Source organism: Caballeronia calidae (assembly GCF_900044055.2).
GTDB classification, from domain to species: domain Bacteria; phylum Pseudomonadota; class Gammaproteobacteria; order Burkholderiales; family Burkholderiaceae; genus Caballeronia; species Caballeronia calidae.
Genome location: NZ_FCOX02000045.1, coordinates 15,256 through 31,892, shown reverse-complemented (window position 1 = coordinate 31,892; position 16,637 = coordinate 15,256). Strand labels below are relative to the sequence as shown.

Genomic DNA, 16,637 nt, shown 5'->3' with positions numbered 1-16,637 from the left:
TTACGGCGCGCCATTATTCGGAACCGCCGCAAACCCGATCCGCCATTCGGAAAATCAGCTTCGGCGCGCCGCGTCGTCCTGTCGCACTACATTGTGGCGAGACAGCAGCGCAACGGCCATGCCCGCGCCGGCGGCGACGAACACCGCGCGCCACGGATGCCGCCGCACCACGGCGTTCGCGTGCGACGCCTTGCGGCTCGCGCCGATCATTGCGATGGCGGTGGCGCGTGTCGCCGTCGATTCCGCACGCGCGATCCCGCGCGAGAGCGCGAGCGCCCGCGCCAGGGCGGACACTTTTCTGCGCGCCTGACCGGTCAACTGCTGCGCGTGCTGCGAGTGCGCGTCGATCGCGCGCCGCGCGCTCGCGGCTGAACGTGCGTCAGCGCGGGCGCTCGACGACGGGACTGGCGTGCCCGGCGCGACTGCGGCCACCGGCGTCGCGGTGCGCGTCGATGCGGCGAGCATCGAGCCGATTTTCGCGCGGCTGCCCGGGGGCACGCGGCTCGCGTTCTGCGTGCCCCACGCGCCGCGCGGATCGTGCATGCGGGCGCGCGCTGCCGAGAACTCCGCGCCCAGCAGCAGCACGGCGGCGGAGAAATACAGCCACATCAGCAGCACCGCGAGCGAACCGGCCGCGCCGAATGCGCTGGCGGTCCCCGCGTGCGTCAGATAGAGCGCGAAGAGTTTCTTGCCCGCGGAGAACAAAAGCGCCGCAACGAGCCCGCCGACGAGCGCATCGCGCCATTGCACGGGCGCGTCGGGCAGGAACTTCAGCAGCGCGCCGAACGCGACCGACAGGATCGCGAGCCCGACCGCGAGTTGCACGACATCGCCGACGATCACGAACGGCGAATTCGCCCACAGCCACATGCCGACCGCCTGGATCGCGGTGTCGAGCACGAGCGAGACGATCAGCAGGAACGCGACGCCGAGTACGAGCCCGAACGACACGAGCCGCACGCGCACCATCGTCATGATGCTGGAGCGCGCGTCGCCGGACATCGGCCAGACGATGTTGAGCGCCGTATTGAGCGACGAAAATGTCGCCGACGCGCCGACTGCCAGCAGCACGAACGAGATGATCGCGGCGATGCCCGTCCCGCCGCTGCGATGCGCGTTCTCGACGATGCTCTGCACACTCGCCGCCGCCTGATCGCCGATGAGTCCGTTCACCTGATGAAAAAGTTGCCCGCGCGCGGCTTCCGGTCCGAAGACCCAGCCCGCGACGGCGATCACCATGACGAGCGTCGGCGCGAGCGAGAACGCGGAGTAAAAGGCGATGCTCGCGGCCATCGCGGCGCAGCGGTTCTCCGAGAACTGCTTGAGCGCACCGGCCACCCAGGAAGCGTCTTTCTTGACGGCCGCTTCGATCTTTTGCGTTGAGACGGAACTCATGACGACCTCTCGGTTCGATGAATGGAGCACGGACGCCCGGCGATGTTCATCCGTTCGAGCACGTTCCATTCCAGAAGCGGCGAGTGCAGGCGCGCGGTTTGCTGCGGCTGCGAAGTTGCCGAGCGGGCCGATGCGCTTCGGCAAGATGCAAACAGCAGCAGCAAGTGAAGTGTTCGACGCGCGAGCGACGAAAACAGGCCGATCGGTGCAAACACCGTGTCAACCGGCCTGCCGGATGTCATCGTGCACCATATACTTTAGAAACCCACTTTACGACTCGCGCCGAGGGCAATCATGCTCCAAATGTCACGGCGACAGTTCCTCAAGGTCTCCGCGAGCACGCTCGCCGGATCGAGCCTGGCGGCAATGGGCTTTTCTCCGGCACCCGCGCTTGCCGAAGTCCGGCAGTACAAACTGTCGCGCACCACGGAAACGCGCAATACCTGCCCGTACTGCTCGGTCGGGTGCGGCATCCTGATGTACGGCCTCGGCGACAACGCCAAGAACGCCAAGGCGAGCATCATCCATATCGAGGGCGATCCGGATCATCCGGTCAATCGCGGCACGCTCTGTCCGAAGGGCGCCTCGCTCATCGACTTCATCCATAGCCCGAGCCGGCTGATGTATCCGGAGCATCGCGCGCCGGGGTCGAACGAGTGGAAACGCATCTCGTGGGAAGACGCGCTCGATCGCATCGCCGTGCTGATGAAAGAGGACCGCGACGCGAACTTCGTCGAGACCACGCCCGACGGCAAGAAGGTGAACCGCTGGCTGACGACGGGCTTTCTCGCGGCGTCGGCGGGCAGCAACGAGGTCGGCTATCTGACGCACAAGACCGTGCGCAGCATGGGGATGCTCGCATTCGACAATCAGGCGCGTGTCTGACATGGCCCGACGGTGGCAGGTCTTGCCCCGACGTTTGGCCGTGGAGCGATGACGAACCATTGGGTCGACATCAAGAACGCGGACGTGATTCTCGTGATGGGCGGCAACGCGGCCGAGGCGCACCCGTGCGGCTTCAAGTGGGTGACCGAGGCGAAGGCGCATCGCCGCGCGCGTCTCATCGTGGTCGATCCGCGCTTCACGCGCACCGCATCGGTCGCGGATTTCTACGCGCCGATACGCACCGGCACGGACATCGCGTTCCTGGGCGGCGTCATCAACTATCTGCTCACGAACGACAAGATCCAGCACGAGTACGTGAAGAACTACACGGACATGTCGTTCATCGTGCGCGAGGACTTCGCGTTCAAGGACGGCGTGTTCTCCGGCTACGACGCGGAGCACCGCAAGTATGACAAGACGAGCTGGGATTACGAACGTGGCGAGGACGGCTTCGTGAAGACCGATCCCACGCTGCAGGACCCGCGCTGCGTCTACAACATGCTGAAGCAGCACTACGCCGCCTACACGCCGGAGATGGTGACGAAGGTCTGCGGCACGCCGACCGACAAGTTCCTGAAGGTCTGCGAGATGCTCGCGACGACGGCCGCGCCGAATCGCGCGGGCACGATCCTCTATGCGCTCGGCTGGACGCATCATTCGGTCGGCGCGCAGATGATCCGCACGGGCGCGATGGTGCAGCTCCTGCTCGGCAATATCGGCATCGCGGGCGGCGGCATGAATGCGCTGCGCGGACACTCGAACATTCAAGGCCTGACCGATCTCGGCCTGATGTCGAACCTGTTGCCCGGCTACATGACCTTGCCGATGGAAGGCGAGCAGGACTACGACGAGTACATCAAGAAGCGCGCATCGCAGCCGTTGCGGCCGAATCAGCTGAGCTACTGGAAGAACTATCGCGCGTTCCACGTGAGCTTCATGAAGTCGTGGTGGGGCGACAACGTGACGGCCGAGAACAACTTCGGCTTCGACATGCTGCCGAAGCTCGACAAGTCCTACGACATGTTGCAGGTCTTCGAGCTGATGGCCGCGGGCAAGATGAACGGCTACATGTGCCAGGGCTTCAACCCGCTCGCCGCGGCGCCGAACAAGGCGAAGATCGGGCTCGGGCTGTCGAAGCTGAAGTGGCTCGTCATCATGGACCCGCTCGCGACGGAGACGTCCGAGTTCTGGAAGAACCACGGCGAGTTCAATGACGTCGATGCATCGAAGATCCAGACCGAAGTGTTCCGTCTGCCGACCACCTGCTTCGCGGAAGAGCGCGGCTCGCTCGTGAGCTCGTCGCGCGTGCTGCAATGGCACTGGCAGGGCGCGGCCGCGCCGGGCGAGGCGAGAAGCGACCTGGAGATCATGTCGGCGCTGTGGCTGCGCATGAGAAAGGCGTATCAGGAGAAGGGCGGCAAGTACCCCGATCCGATCCTGAAGATGACCTGGCCGTACGCGGACCCGGAAAGCCCGACGCCCGAAGAAATCGCGATGGAGTACAACGGCCGCGCGCTCGCCGACGTCACCGATCCGACCGATCAGACCAAAGTGCTCGCAAAGCGCGGCGAGCAGCTGGCGAGCTTCGCGCAGCTGCGCGACGACGGCTCGACCGCGAGCGGATGCTGGATCTTCTGCGGCTCGTGGACGCAGGCGGGCAACCAGATGGGCCGGCGCGACAACTCGGACCCGACGGGCATCGGCCAGACGCTGAACTGGGCGTGGGCATGGCCGGCGAACCGGCGCGTCCTGTACAACCGTGCATCGTGCGATGTGAACGGCAAGCCGTTCGATCCGTCGAGAAAGCTCGTCGCGTGGAACGGACGCGCCTGGTCGGGCTCCGACGTTCCCGACTTCAAGATCGACGAGGCGCCGGACAAGGGCATGAGCCCGTTCATCATGAACCCCGAGGGCGTCGCGCGCTTCTTCGCGCGCGACGGCATGAACGAGGGGCCGTTCCCCACGCACTACGAGCCGTTCGAGACGCCGCTCGGTCACAACCCGTTCTTCCCCGACAACAAGGTGGCGACGAGCAATCCGGCGGCGCGCGTGTTCCCCGACGATCGCGCGGCGTTCGGCACCGCCGACAAGTTCCCGAACACGGCGACGACGTATCGCCTCACCGAGCACTTCCACTACTGGACCAAGCACGCGCGCCTGAACGCGATCGTGCAGCCGCAGCAGTTCGTGGAAATCGGCGAGGAGCATGCGAAGGAAGTGGGCGTGGTCGCGGGCGATCGGGTGAAGGTGTCGAGCAATCGCGGGCATATCGTCGCGGTGGCGCTCGTCACGAAGCGCATCAAGCCATTGACCGTGGAGGGCAAGAAGGTGCACACCGTCGGCCTGCCGCTGCACTGGGGCTTCAAGGGCCTCACGCAGCCGGGCTATCTCGTCAACACACTCACGCCTTCCGTGGGCGACGGAAACTCGCAGACACCGGAGTTCAAGTCGTTCCTCGTGAAGGTCGAGAAGGCATAGGGAGAACGAGATGGCTCTGCAATCGCTCGATATCAGGCGCATCTCGGCGACGACCACGCCGCAGACGCAGGTGCGCGAGCCAGTGACGGGCTCGGTGGCGAAGCTCATCGACGTGTCGAAGTGCATCGGCTGCAAGGCGTGCCAGACGGCGTGCATGGAGTGGAACGATCTGCGCGACGACATCGGTCACACGACCGGTGTCTATGACAATCCGCGCGACCTGACTGAGCATTCGTGGACGGTGATGCGTTTCACCGAATATGAGAATCCGAAGGGCGACCTCGAATGGCTGATCCGCAAGGACGGTTGCATGCATTGCGAGGACCCGGGATGTCTGAAGGCGTGTCCGTCGCCCGGCGCGATCGTGCAGTACACGAACGGCATCGTGGATTTTCACGAGGAGAACTGCATCGGCTGCGGATATTGCATCACCGGCTGCCCGTTCAATATTCCGCGGCTCTCGAAGGAAGATCATCGCGTGTACAAGTGCACGCTCTGTTCCGATCGCGTTTCGGTCGGGCAGGAACCCGCGTGCGTGAAGACGTGTCCGACCGGCGCGATCATGTTCGGCACCAAGGTGGACATGCAGGCGCAGGCGGCCGAGCGCGTCGAGGATCTGAAGGAGCGCGGCTTCGTGAATGCAGGTCTGTACGATCCGCAGGGCGTGGGCGGCACACACGTGATGTACGTGCTGCATCACGCGGATCAGCCGGAGCTGTATCACGGGCTCGCGAAGGATCCGCACATCAGCCCGCTCGTGTCGATATGGAAAGGCGTGACGAAGCCGCTCGCGATGATCGGCATCGGCATCGCGGCGCTCGCGGGCTTCTTCCATTACACGCGCATCGGGCCGAACGAGGTCTCCGAGGAAGACGAACTGGAAGCGCACCAGGAAGCGGAAGAGATGCGGCGTCGCCGTGAAGGCGGACAGGAGCGGACAGATGAAACACGATAGCGAACTGCGTGACGTGAAGGGCCACCGACTGATCGTGCGCTACACGCCGAACGAACGCACGAACCACTGGATCACCGCGATCACCTTCGTGCTGCTCGCGCTTTCGGGCCTCGCGATGTTCCATCCGTCGATGTCATGGCTCTACGCGATATTCGGCGGCGGGCAGTGGACGCGCATCCTGCATCCGTTCGTGGGCTGCGTGATGTTCATCTCGTTCCTGATCCTCGCGCTGCGCTTCTGGCATCACAACTATCTGGACGAGAGCGACATCCAGTGGATGAAGCAGATGAACGACGTCCTCGCCAATCGCGAGGACCGCCTGCCCGCGATCGGCAAGTACAACGCGGGGCAGAAGCTGATCTTCTTCGTGATGGTCGCGAGTCTCGTGCTCTTGCTCCTGAGCGGGATCGTGATGTGGCGCGCGTACTTCGCGTTCTATTTCCCGATCACGGTGATTCGCATCGCGTCGGTCGTGCATGCGGCGACGGCGTTCGTGCTGATCGTGTCGATCATCGTGCACATCTACGCGGCGCTGTGGGTGAAGGGATCGATCGGCGCGATGACGCGCGGCACGGTCACGTATGGATGGGCGCGGAAGCATCATCCGCGGTGGTTCAGGGAGATTATCGGGAAGTAGAAAGTTCGAAGATCGGTTGGGCCAATACGAGCGGGGTGCGGTCCATTTACGCGTCGAATTAGCTGATATGCTTGATCGACCGGCACGTTCCCCGCGAGGAAACCTTCCGTGGTCCAACGCATACTCGAAGCCGCACGAATCGAATCGCTCGATCCATCGGCCATTCCGCGCCTGCGCATGCCTGAGCGCGCCACCGTCTTCGCCGCGCGCGCGGCGCGTCTCTTGCAACTCGCCGACGCGAACAATCCCATCGCCGGTTATCTGCGCCTGATGGCCGCGCTCGCCGATGCCCAGCAGCGCGTGCTCACCACGTTCGACGCGCCGATGCCCTCGCGCGAATCCATCGAGCTGAATCAGCGGCATTCGATGCCCATCGTCCCCGCGCTCACCGATATCCGCGATCCCGCGTGGCGCGACGTGCTCTTCATGCTGCTCGACGGCATCGAGGCGGCGGGCGCGCTCACACCCGCACTCATGCAGCTCGTCGCCAGGTTGCGCACGATGAACGGCGCCGCGCTCGACGCGCAGGCCGATGCGATCCTCGCGCTGCGCTTCGCCGAGATCGATCCGGCCGCGGCGCCCTTCGTCGCGGCCGCGCTGCAAGTCGTGTGGACGGATCTCGCGAGCCGCATCGACGTGAAGGACGTGCCTTATCTCGACACGCCCGGCGTCTGTCCGGTGTGCGGCTCGCTGCCGGTTGCGAGCATCGTGCGCGTGGGCGGCGCGTATGAGGGCTATCGCTACGTGCAATGCGGCCTCTGCGCGACCGAGCTTCACGTGGTCCGCGCGAAATGCACGAACTGCGATTCCACCAAAGGTATCGCCTATCACGTGATGGGCAGCGGCGACGAGCGCGAGGAAGACAAGGCCGCGAAGGCGAAGAGCGCGCCGCTCAAGGCGGAGTCGTGCGACGAATGCGGCACGTATCGCAAGATCGGCTATCAGGACAAGGCCTACGACTTCGAGCCCTACGCCGACGATCTCGCGAGCCTCACGCTCGATCTCTTGATGGGCGATGCGGGCTTTCGGCGCGCGGCGCCCAATCCGTGGCTGTGGCCCGAGCAAACCGACGATCAACGATGAGCGACGTGACAGGAAACGATGGCGGCGAACTGCGCGCGCTGATGGCCCGTGTGCCGTCGGTCGAGCGCGTGCTGGCATCGGCGGAATTCGAAGCGGTGATCGCCGGATACGGACGCACGCAGACGCTCGCCGCGTTGCGCGCCACGCTCGATACATGGCGCGTCGATGCCCAGGCGGGCCGCGCTTCCGTCGATGCGTTGAGCGACGAACAACTCGCGCGCACGGTCGATGCCAGCCTCGCAAAGCGCGCCCGCAGCAACGTGCGCAGCGTCTTCAATCTGACGGGCACGGTGCTGCATACGAACCTCGGCCGCGCGCTCTTGCCGGACGAAGCGGTGAAGGCGGTGGCGGACATTCTCACGCGCCCCGCGAATCTCGAATTCGATCTGGAGACCGGCGCGCGCGGCGATCGCGACGATCTCATCAACGGCCTGATCTGCGAGCTGACGGGCGCCGAAGCCGCGACCGTCGTGAACAACAACGCGGCGGCGGTGCTGCTCACGCTGTCCGCGCTCGCATCGCGCAAGGAAGTGATCGTGTCGCGCGGCGAGCTCGTCGAAATAGGCGGCGCGTTCCGCATTCCCGACATCATGAGCCGCGCAGGCGCGAAGCTGCGCGAAGTCGGCACGACGAACCGTACGCATCTGAAGGACTATGACGAAGCCATCGGCCCGAAGACTGCACTGCTGATGAAGGTTCATTGCAGCAACTACGCGGTGAGCGGCTTCACGAAGGAAGTGACGATCGCGGAACTCGCGCCGCTCGCGAAGGCGCGCGGTCTGCCCGTGGCGGTCGATCTCGGCAGCGGCTCGCTCGTCGATCTCGCGCAATGGGGCTTGCCGCGCGAAGCGACGGTGCGCGAAACCGTCGCGGCCGGCGCGGATCTCGTCAGCTTCAGCGGCGACAAGCTTCTGGGCGGTCCGCAAGCGGGATTGATCGTCGGGCGCCGCGATCTCATCGCGAAGATCAAGAAGCATCCGCTGAAGCGCGCATTGCGCGTCGGCAAGCTGACGCTCGCGGCGCTCGAAGCGGTGCTGCGGCTGTATCGCACGCCCGAGACGCTGGCCGAGCGGCTCACGACCTTGCGCCTGCTCACGCGTCCCGCCGACGCGATGCGCGTCGCCGCCGAGCGCATCGAGCCTGCGCTGCAACGCATGACCGGCGATGAATTCATCGTGAGCGCGGAGCCGATGTTCAGCCAGATCGGCAGCGGCGCATTGCCCGTCGACGTGTTGCCGAGCTATGGCCTGGCCGTGCGCCTCGCGAACGGCAAGCGCGCCGGAAGCCAGCTCAACCGCATCGAGAAGCGGCTGCGCGCATTGCCGCGGCCGGTGATCGGGCGCATCGCGGACGGCGCGCTGCGTCTCGATCTGCGCTGCCTCGAGGAAGCCGACGAAGCCGCGTTCATCGCGCAACTGGAAGCACGCGCATGATCGTCGGCACGGCGGGGCACATCGATCACGGCAAGACCACGCTCGTGCGCGCGCTCTCGGGCGTGGACACCGATCGCCTGAAGGAAGAGAAGGCGCGCGGCATATCGATCGAACTGGGCTACGCCTACGTGCCGCTGAACGATGGCGGCGTGCTCGGCTTCATCGACGTGCCCGGTCACGAGAAGCTCGTCCACACGATGGCGGCGGGCGCGTGCGGCATCGACTTCGCTTTGCTCGTGATCGCCGCCGACGATGGCGTGATGCCGCAAACGCGCGAGCATCTCGCGATACTCCAACTGCTCGGCGTGACGCGCGGCGCGGTCGCGGTGACGAAATGCGATCGCGTCGATGAAGCGCGCGTGCGTGACGTGCATGCCGACATCGCAGCGCTGCTCGCCGAAAGCGCGTTGCGTGACGCGCCCTGCTTCGATACCGACGCGACGAAAGAGAACGACGCGGGCGTCGCCGCACTGAACGCCTGTCTTCATGATGCCGCCGCGCACTGGCGCACGCGCCGCGACGACGGCTTTTTCCGGCTCGCGGTGGATCGCGTGTTCACGTTGACGGGGCAGGGCACGATCGCGACGGGCACGGTGTTCGCGGGCCGCGCGAACGTCGGCGACACGCTCGCGATCGCGCCGCGTGAACCGCGCGGCGAACCCGTGCGCGTGCGCGGCATTCACGCGCAAAACCGCGCGGCGCAGACGGGCAGGGCGGGCGAGCGCTGCGCGCTCAATCTCGCGGGCATCGAAAAAGATGCGCTCGCACGCGGTGACTGGATCGTCGATGCGCGGCTCGCGCGCGCGTCCGAGCGGCTCGATGTCGAACTGAGCCTGCTGAAGGATGCGCAACTCACGCTCACGCATTGGGCGCCGTTGCATGTGCATCTCGGCACGACGCATCGCGTGGCGCACGTCGCGCTGCTCGAAGCCGACATGCTCCTCGCAGGGAACACGGCGCGCGTGCAACTCGTCTTCGACAAGCCTGTTTGCGCGCTGCCCGGCGACCGCTTCATCGTGCGCAATGCGCAGGCGAACAAAACCGTGGGCGGCGGACGCGTGCTCGATCCGTTCGCGCCCGCGCGCAAGCGACGCACGCCGCAGCGCCGCGCGTGGCTCGACGCGCTCGCCGACATGCTCGACACGGGCCGCGCCGATGCGCTCTTCGAGCAGGCGCCCTACGGCCTGCAGCGCTCGCTGATCGAGCATCTGTGCGGACTGCCGGCGGCGTCGATCGCATGGCCCGCCGATGCCCGCATCGTTGCCTTGCAGGACGACGCGTTGCTCATCGCGGCATCGCACTGGCGCGCCTTGCACGCCCGTCTGCTCGACGCGCTTGCCGCCTTCCACGAACGTTTCCCCGATGAACAAGGCCCCGACGCCGCGCGCCTGCGCCGCATGGCCGCGCCGCTCGCGCCGGATGCCTTGTGGCGCGCGCTCGTCGATGATGCCGTGAACGAAGGATCGATCGCGAAGAGCGGGCCGTGGCTGCATCTGCCGTCGCACGCGGTGACGCTCGACGAACGCGAGGAAACGCTCGCGCGCGCGGTGCTCGCATCGCTCGAAGCAGGGCGCTTCGATCCGCCGTGGGTGCGCGATCTCGCGAATACGCATGGCGTCGCGGAAGACGAGATGCGCCGGCTGCTGAAGAAGCTCGCGCGGCGCGGCGACGTGCATCAGGTCGTGCGCGACCTGTTCTATTGCCGCGCGTCGATCGGCGCGCTCGCGCAGCTCGTGGCGCAAGCGGCCGAGGCACAGGGCGGCGCGCTCGGCGCGGCGGCATTCCGCGATGCCAGCGCGCTCGGCCGCAAGCGTGCGATACAGATTTTGGAGTTCTTCGACCGGGTTGGGTACACTCGATTCCACCGCGACGTGCATCTGTTGCGCGCCGATAGCCGCTGGCACGAGTCCGTCTGACGATTGCGCACCTTCGCGCCTTCGCCTGTCGATCACGATGGAGCATTCCTACTTCAAGCTGCTGCACCTCTTGTCGGGCCACCCGGAATGGGCGCTCGCCGTCGTGCTGCTCGCGTCGTTTCTCGAATCGGTCGCGTTCATCGGCACCTTCGTGCCCGGCAGCACGGCGATGTTCATCGCGGGCGCGCTCGTCGGCGCCGGTGCGCTGAATCTCGGCTGGGTATTCGTCTGCGCGATCGCGGGCGCCATCGCCGGCGATGCCGCGAGCTTCTGGTTCGGCCAGCGCTACGCGGACAGGATCGCGCAGATGTGGCCGTTTCGCGCGCATCCCGGCGCGCTCGTCGCCGGCAAGAAGTATTTCGACGCGCACGGCGCGAAGAGCGTCGTGCTCGCGCGATTCGTCGCCCCGATGCGCGCGGTGGTGCCGGTCGTCGCGGGCGTCGCGGGCATGACGCCCGCGCGCTTTCTCTTCGTGAACATCCTGAGCGCGCTCATCTGGGCGCCGACGCATATCCTGCCGGGCGTCGTGTTCGGTGCGTCGATCGAGCTGGCGGGCGCGGTGTCGATCCGGCTCGTCGTGATCCTCATCATCGTCACCGCGATCGGCTGGATCGTGTTCAATCTCGCGCGCGTGGTCGTATCGCATGCGATGCGCTGGACCATCGCGTCGCGCGACGCGCTGCTCGCGTGGGCGCAGAAGGGCCGCGGGCTGATCGCGCGGCTCGTGGCGCGGGCGCTCGATCCCGGCAACCCGGCCACGGGCCTCATCGTCGTCATCTCGGTGCTGCTGCTCGCCTCCGCAGTCCTCTTTTTCTCGGTGCTCGCGAATGTCGCGCGCGGCGCGTCGATCGTGCAGGTGGATGTGTCGATCTACCGGCTGCTGCAATCCTTCCGCTCGACCTGGACCGATTCGATTCTCGATGCCGCCGCGACGCTCGGCAGCACGCAGACCTTGCTCGCGCTCGGCGCGATGGTCATCGTGTGGATGAGCTTCGAGCGGCGCTGGCGCACGGTCGCGTACTGGGTCGTGGCCATCGCGTTCTCGCAGTTGCTCGTCGCGGCGATCCGCTTCACCGCGCACGAGCCGGTCCTCGTGTCGTTCGCGCCGACGGAGCATCGCTTTCCGAGCAGCCATGTGGCGGCCACGGTCGTGATCTACGGCTTTCTCGCGTTCCTGCTGCTGCGGCGCGTGGGTGTGCTGACGGGCGTGTTCATCGCGACGGCGACTTCGGCCATCGTCACGGCGGTCGGTCTCGCCGGGTTGTACTTCGGCCGCTTCACCATCTCCGATGCGCTCGGCAGCGCGGCGCTCGCGGCTGTCTGGGTGTTCCTGATCGCGCTCACGGCGGTCTGGCGCAATCCGGCCAAACCGAAGCCGCGCCCGTTGATGCCGGTCGCGGTGCTGGCCGTCATCTGCGCGAGCGTCGCGCTGCAATTGAGCGACGACACCGAGGCGCACACGACGCCGCCCGCGACCGTCGTCGTCACGCCGATCCAATGGACCGATTCGGTCTGGCGCACGTTTTCCTGCTATCGGTCGAGCATGGAGGGCGATCGCCGCGAGCCGATCACCGTGCAATGGGCCGCGACGCCCGCGCAGATGCGCGCGCAACTGCTGTCGCGCGGGTGGACCGAGGTGTCGCATGTGTCGCTTGCGAGCGTGATGTCGGTGGTGTCGCCGAATGCGCCCGCGATCGCGCTGCCCGCGCTGCCGCGCCTGAACAACGGCGAGCCGTCGAAGTTCGTGTTCGCGCGCTCGAATCGTGGCAGCGACGAGCGCGACGTGCTGCGTTTCTGGGCGACGCATTACGCGGTGCGCGAGCACGCGGGCGGGCCGCCTGCGCCCATCTGGCTCGGCTCGGTCGTGCACGAGCGCTTGCGCCGGCCCTCGTGGCCGTTCAACGTGCTGAGGCCGGACAGGCGCGTCGATCCGATGGCCTTCGATCACGGCGAGAGCTCGCCGTGGCGCGGCATCGAAATTGCGAGCAGCGCTGGATGCGGCAGCGTCCCGGTGATGCTCGTCGAGTCGAAGCCCGAATGACGTGTCCGATTGAAGCCGGTAGCCAACGATCGAGAGGTGCCGCTTGATCCAGATTCCGCCGTCGGCGATCGTGCAGTGGGGCGGCGCGGCCGTGTTCGCGAACGTCCTGCTCACGCGCCTGGGCGTGCCGCTGCCGTCCGCGCCGCTGCTCGTGTTCGCGGGCTCGATGGTGGCGAGCGGGCGGCTGTCGTTCGGGCACGTTCTGCTCGCGGCGATGTGCGGGGCGCTGCTCGGCGACAGCGTGTGGTTCTCGGCGGGACGCATCTACGGACGGCGGCTCGTCGCGGCGCTCGCGCGCAGGTCGTATGCGGTCGATACCGGCATGCGCACGACCGGCGAACTGTTCGAGCGGCATGGCGCGCCGATCGTCGCGGTGTCGAAGTTCGTGCCGGGCCTCGGGCTCGTCACGCCGCCGCTCATGGGCACGACGCAGATCGCCGCGCTCGCGTTCTTTTCGTGGGACGCGGCCGGCATCGTCGCGTGGGCGTCGTTCTGGGTGATGGGCGGCGCGCTGTTCGAGCCGCAATTGCGTCGCGCCGTGCTGACGCTGGAATCGCACGGCGCGACGGTGGTCGATCTGCTCGTCGCGACGGCCTTGCTGTACTGGGTTTATCGACTCGTGCGGCGACGACAGCCGCCCTCGCGTTCGCGCGATGGCAGCAGCTGAAGAGGCGCCGCTATAATCGGACGCCCGGTCGAATCTGGAGCGAGCGTGTTCGATCGCGGTCGTGAAAAGGAAGACATTCGTATCCGGTGGTGCGGCTGGGCTTCAAACCCAGTTGGGGATGTCAGACATTCCCAGGTCGGTTCGACTCCGGCTGTCTTCCGCCATCGACGTGATTCGTTGTCGGCGTATGGGTGTTGTGGAGTTACTCTGAAAATGTCGTTTACGACAGCAATTGATTGTACTGACTAGCGTTTTGGTTTTTCGTCGAAACAGGGTCTCGATGAACTCGGTTCCTCCGGACCTTCTGTCACTCCTCTATCGTTGGAGGGACTATTCAGGATTGTCGGACGATCCATGCGCATGGATTCGCGAAATCACACAGACGGACTCGGGATTTGCAAGCGTTGTTTCCCGACTAATGAACCGAAGCACGGTGTACCGTGATCCGGTTTCCGGGCTTACCTGGAATGGATTTGGACGCGCGCCGGGCTGGATCGCCACGGCCAAGGATCGCAGCGCGTTTCTGATTGAAGGCAGCGGCGCTGCAGGCGAGAGGGGCGAACCAACGAATGCGGTTGCGGAGAAGGGCGTGGCTGCGAAAGAGTCAGAAACCGAAGCTGTGACCCCGGAGAAGGCAAAGTCGACCGTTAAGAAGGCCGGTGCGTCGAATACGACAGTCGCGAAAAAGGCGACCGCTAAGAAAACCACGGCAGCAGGATGCGCGAGTGTCGCCGTCGATCGTCTACTGCGCAAGCCATGCCTGAACTTTGTCCGGATGCGTGTCGACGAACTTCTTTGCGGCGGCGTTCCAGTCGTTCGTCGCATTACCGTCGAGCTCAATTGATTCGACATCGGCCAAGGTCAGCTTGAAGTGGCGAACAAAGACGTTGGCGCGCGGGTACTTTTGCGCGAACTGCTTCGAAGCGAAGCCATGAATTTCCTCGGAGCCGCCCAAGACGCCCTTCGGATCCTTCAGATAGCGCATTTTGTACTTTTGCCACAGCCAGTGTGGGCTCCACACAGTCGCGACAATCCAGTTCTTCGAATCGTAAGCACGCGTGACGGCACTCAGCATGCCGGCCTCGCTCGCCCTGATGAGGTTGTAACCGGCCAGGTTGTACTCCTTCAAGGCCTTTTCCGATGCCTCCATCTCGCCCGCACCCGGTTCGATGCCTTGAATCGAGCTATTGAGCTTGCTCTTGACCTCGGGCTTGTTCAGATCGGGAGTCGACGACACTTCGCTTTCGGGCACGTAGTCTGGCACGGCCCAGCCGATCTTCGCTCCCGTGTAGATGACCCCGATGTCGTCCATGTCATTCTTGAAGCGTGCGTAATAGGCTGCGTGCGTGACCGGCAGCCAGGCGCCCAGCATCAAGTCCACGTCGCCCCGGGCGATGCCCTGGAATTCGATACCAAGGTCCGCATACACCAGATTGACAGGCTGTTGCAGTTTCGTTTCGAGAACGTACTTCGCCGTGTAGACGACTGCTTGCGCATCGGCCCAGTGGGCTAGCGTAATCTTGATTGGTTCAGCCGAGTTCGCGGACATCACGAACGTGATCGCGGAGACTGCGACAGCAGCCTTTATAACGAACTGCGAGGAAAAGGATTTCTTCGTTTCGTCACCTGTGTCGCGACAGTTGAAGTCTGCCTTTGAACCTGGCTTCCACCTATGTTCCGCTCAACCATTCTGATTAACATCAGCGATTCGCCCTTTGCCCTGGACGAATGCGTCGTCAAGCGAAACGTGTTTCGAGACGCCGATCCGAGTATTCGAGCCTGTAAAAGCGCCGTCAATGGAGGAGTGGAGATGCAGCTTTCGTATGTCGGGATCGACTGCCGTGCGAGCGATCAAGAAAAAGTGCCGGTCCTACGACCGGCCGCAAAGCACTCATCGAAGATCCACGTCTACGCCGCTGCCTTCAGACTTCCGTGCGGATCGATGACGAACTTCTTTGGCACACCCGAATCGAACTCGGCGTATCCATTAGGTGCCTGATCGAGTTCGATGACCGTCACGTTGACCGCTTCGGCAATATTCAGCCGGTCCCAAAGGATGGCCTGCATCAGATTGCGGTTGTACTTCATCACCGGGGTCTGGCCGGTGAAGAACGAATGCGACTTCGCCCAACCTAGTCCAAAGCGAACCGAAAGGCTACCGTGCTTGGCGGCTGAGTCGGCGGCGCCGGGGTCATCCGTGACGTACAAGCCGGGAATGCCAATCTTGCCAGCGGCGCGGGTGACTTCCATGAGTGAATTCAGGACGGTGGCTGGAGCCTCCGATTGAGAACCGGCGTGACCATGCCCTCGAGCCTCAAAGCCCACGCAATCGATAGCGCAGTCGACTTCCGGTTCACCGAGCAATCCCGCGATCTGTTCAGCAAGCGATGCGTCTTCGGACAAGTCGACGGTCTCGAATCCGACTCGACGAGCGTGCTCGAGGCGTGTCGGATTGACGTCTCCGACGATGGTGACCGCTGCGCCCAGCAGTCTCGCCGATGCAGCCGCGGCCATCCCGACCGGGCCAGCGCCCGCAATATAGACGGTGGAACCCGGACCGACCCCTGCGGTCACGGCGCCGTGATAGCCGGTCGGCAGAATGTCCGACAGGCATGTCAGGTCGCGAATTTTGGCCATCGCCCGGTCCCGGTCCGGGAACTTGAGCAAATTGAAGTCTGCGTACGGCACCATGACGAACTCGGCCTGGCCGCCAATCCATCCGCCCATGTCAACGTAGCCATATGCGCCACCGGCGCGCGCCGGGTTGACGTTCAGACACACGCCGGTGTTTTGAGCCTTGCACATCGGACAGCGGCCGCACGCGACGTTGAAGGGCACGGAAACCAGATCACCTTTCTGCAAAGTCGTCACGTCGGAGCCGACTTCGATCACTTCGCCGGTGATTTCGTGGCCGAGCACAAGCCCAGCGGGGGCGGTGGTTCGACCGCGAACCATGTGCTGGTCCGAGCCGCAGATGTTCGTAGCGACAACTCGAAGGATGACACCGTGATTGGCCTTCCTCCCAGCGGGGTCGACAAGCTCCGGAAAAGCAATGCTGCGGACTTCGACTTTTCCAGGCCCAACATAAACCACTCCACGATTACCTGACATGTAGCCTCCTGTTCTGATGTAATACAAAGCGACGCT

Annotated in this window: 12 protein-coding genes and 1 tRNA gene; 10 read left to right on the top strand and 3 right to left on the bottom strand. The window is 64.9% G+C overall.

Annotated features, from left to right (window positions below):
• Positions 1-54 precede the first annotated feature (54 nt).
• Positions 55-1,395 carry a YihY/virulence factor BrkB family protein gene (locus tag AWB78_RS30190; RefSeq protein ID WP_062610235.1) on the bottom strand — a complete coding sequence of 447 codons (1,341 nt, stop codon included), beginning with the start codon at positions 1,393-1,395 and terminating at the stop codon, positions 55-57.
• 294 nt (positions 1,396-1,689) lie between these two features.
• Here AWB78_RS30190 and fdnG point away from each other — a divergent pair, with 294 nt between their 5' ends.
• The 10 genes from fdnG (at position 1,690) to AWB78_RS43975 (ending at position 14,334) form a co-directional block, all read left to right on the top strand.
• Positions 1,690-4,758: a formate dehydrogenase-N subunit alpha gene (gene fdnG / locus AWB78_RS30180; protein ID WP_082883468.1), complete on the top strand. Its 3,069-nt coding sequence runs from the start codon at positions 1,690-1,692 to the stop codon at positions 4,756-4,758.
• Between the two features lie 10 nt (positions 4,759-4,768).
• Positions 4,769-5,713, top strand: coding sequence for a formate dehydrogenase subunit beta (fdxH, locus tag AWB78_RS30175; protein WP_062610229.1), 945 nt, complete (start codon positions 4,769-4,771; stop codon positions 5,711-5,713).
• Complete coding sequence (locus tag AWB78_RS30170; protein ID WP_062610227.1) at positions 5,700-6,350, top strand: formate dehydrogenase subunit gamma; 651 nt, start codon at positions 5,700-5,702, stop codon at positions 6,348-6,350. The genes fdxH and AWB78_RS30170 overlap by 14 nt, the downstream gene beginning before the upstream one ends.
• Positions 6,351-6,458: 108 nt before the next feature.
• Positions 6,459-7,433 (top strand): formate dehydrogenase accessory protein FdhE, encoded by a 975-nt coding sequence (gene fdhE / locus AWB78_RS30165; protein WP_062610225.1) that lies wholly within the window; start codon positions 6,459-6,461, stop codon positions 7,431-7,433.
• The gene (gene selA / locus AWB78_RS30160) at positions 7,430-8,866 is read left to right on the top strand and encodes an L-seryl-tRNA(Sec) selenium transferase (protein WP_062610223.1); all 1,437 of its coding nucleotides are present in this window, start codon (positions 7,430-7,432) and stop codon (positions 8,864-8,866) included. The genes fdhE and selA overlap by 4 nt, the downstream gene beginning before the upstream one ends.
• Entirely contained in the window at positions 8,863-10,782 is a 1,920-nt protein-coding gene (selB, locus tag AWB78_RS30155) for a selenocysteine-specific translation elongation factor (protein WP_062610221.1), read from the top strand. The genes selA and selB overlap by 4 nt, the downstream gene beginning before the upstream one ends.
• Positions 10,783-10,819: 37 nt before the next feature.
• Positions 10,820-12,823: a bifunctional DedA family/phosphatase PAP2 family protein gene (locus tag AWB78_RS30150; RefSeq protein WP_062610218.1), complete on the top strand. Its 2,004-nt coding sequence runs from the start codon at positions 10,820-10,822 to the stop codon at positions 12,821-12,823.
• Between the two features lie 43 nt (positions 12,824-12,866).
• Positions 12,867-13,490, top strand: coding sequence for a DedA family protein (locus tag AWB78_RS30145; RefSeq protein WP_062610216.1), 624 nt, complete (start codon positions 12,867-12,869; stop codon positions 13,488-13,490).
• Between the two features lie 68 nt (positions 13,491-13,558).
• Positions 13,559-13,654: transfer RNA gene (locus tag AWB78_RS46855), tRNA-Sec, on the top strand.
• Between the two features lie 116 nt (positions 13,655-13,770).
• Entirely contained in the window at positions 13,771-14,334 is a 564-nt protein-coding gene (locus AWB78_RS43975) for an H-NS family nucleoid-associated regulatory protein (RefSeq protein ID WP_082883467.1), read from the top strand.
• On the opposite strand, the gene AWB78_RS30140 is transcribed toward AWB78_RS43975, so the two are convergent.
• Complete coding sequence (locus AWB78_RS30140) at positions 14,233-15,039, bottom strand: glycine betaine ABC transporter substrate-binding protein (RefSeq protein ID WP_096031868.1); 807 nt, start codon at positions 15,037-15,039, stop codon at positions 14,233-14,235. The genes AWB78_RS43975 and AWB78_RS30140 overlap by 102 nt on opposite strands.
• 359 nt (positions 15,040-15,398) lie before the next feature.
• Positions 15,399-16,601, bottom strand: a complete 1,203-nt coding sequence (fdhA, locus tag AWB78_RS30135) for a formaldehyde dehydrogenase, glutathione-independent (protein ID WP_062610212.1) — start codon at positions 16,599-16,601, stop codon at positions 15,399-15,401.
• Between the last annotated feature and the right edge of the window lie 36 nt (positions 16,602-16,637).

What these genes read in the sequence shown, in the direction of transcription:
- AWB78_RS30190 (WP_062610235.1), bottom strand. Translation starts at nt 1,395, where the DNA reads ATGAGTTCCGTCTCAACGCAAAAGATCGAAGCGGCCGTCAAGAAAGAC.
- fdxH (WP_062610229.1), top strand. Translation starts at nt 4,769, where the DNA reads ATGGCTCTGCAATCGCTCGATATCAGGCGCATCTCGGCGACGACCACG.
- AWB78_RS30170 (WP_062610227.1), top strand. Translation starts at nt 5,700, where the DNA reads ATGAAACACGATAGCGAACTGCGTGACGTGAAGGGCCACCGACTGATC.
- selA (WP_062610223.1), top strand. Translation starts at nt 7,430, where the DNA reads ATGAGCGACGTGACAGGAAACGATGGCGGCGAACTGCGCGCGCTGATG.
- selB (WP_062610221.1), top strand. Translation starts at nt 8,863, where the DNA reads ATGATCGTCGGCACGGCGGGGCACATCGATCACGGCAAGACCACGCTC.
- AWB78_RS30150 (WP_062610218.1), top strand. Translation starts at nt 10,820, where the DNA reads ATGGAGCATTCCTACTTCAAGCTGCTGCACCTCTTGTCGGGCCACCCG.
- AWB78_RS43975 (WP_082883467.1), top strand. Translation starts at nt 13,771, where the DNA reads ATGAACTCGGTTCCTCCGGACCTTCTGTCACTCCTCTATCGTTGGAGG.
- AWB78_RS30140 (WP_096031868.1), bottom strand. Translation starts at nt 15,039, where the DNA reads ATGTCCGCGAACTCGGCTGAACCAATCAAGATTACGCTAGCCCACTGG.
- fdhA (WP_062610212.1), bottom strand. Translation starts at nt 16,601, where the DNA reads ATGTCAGGTAATCGTGGAGTGGTTTATGTTGGGCCTGGAAAAGTCGAA.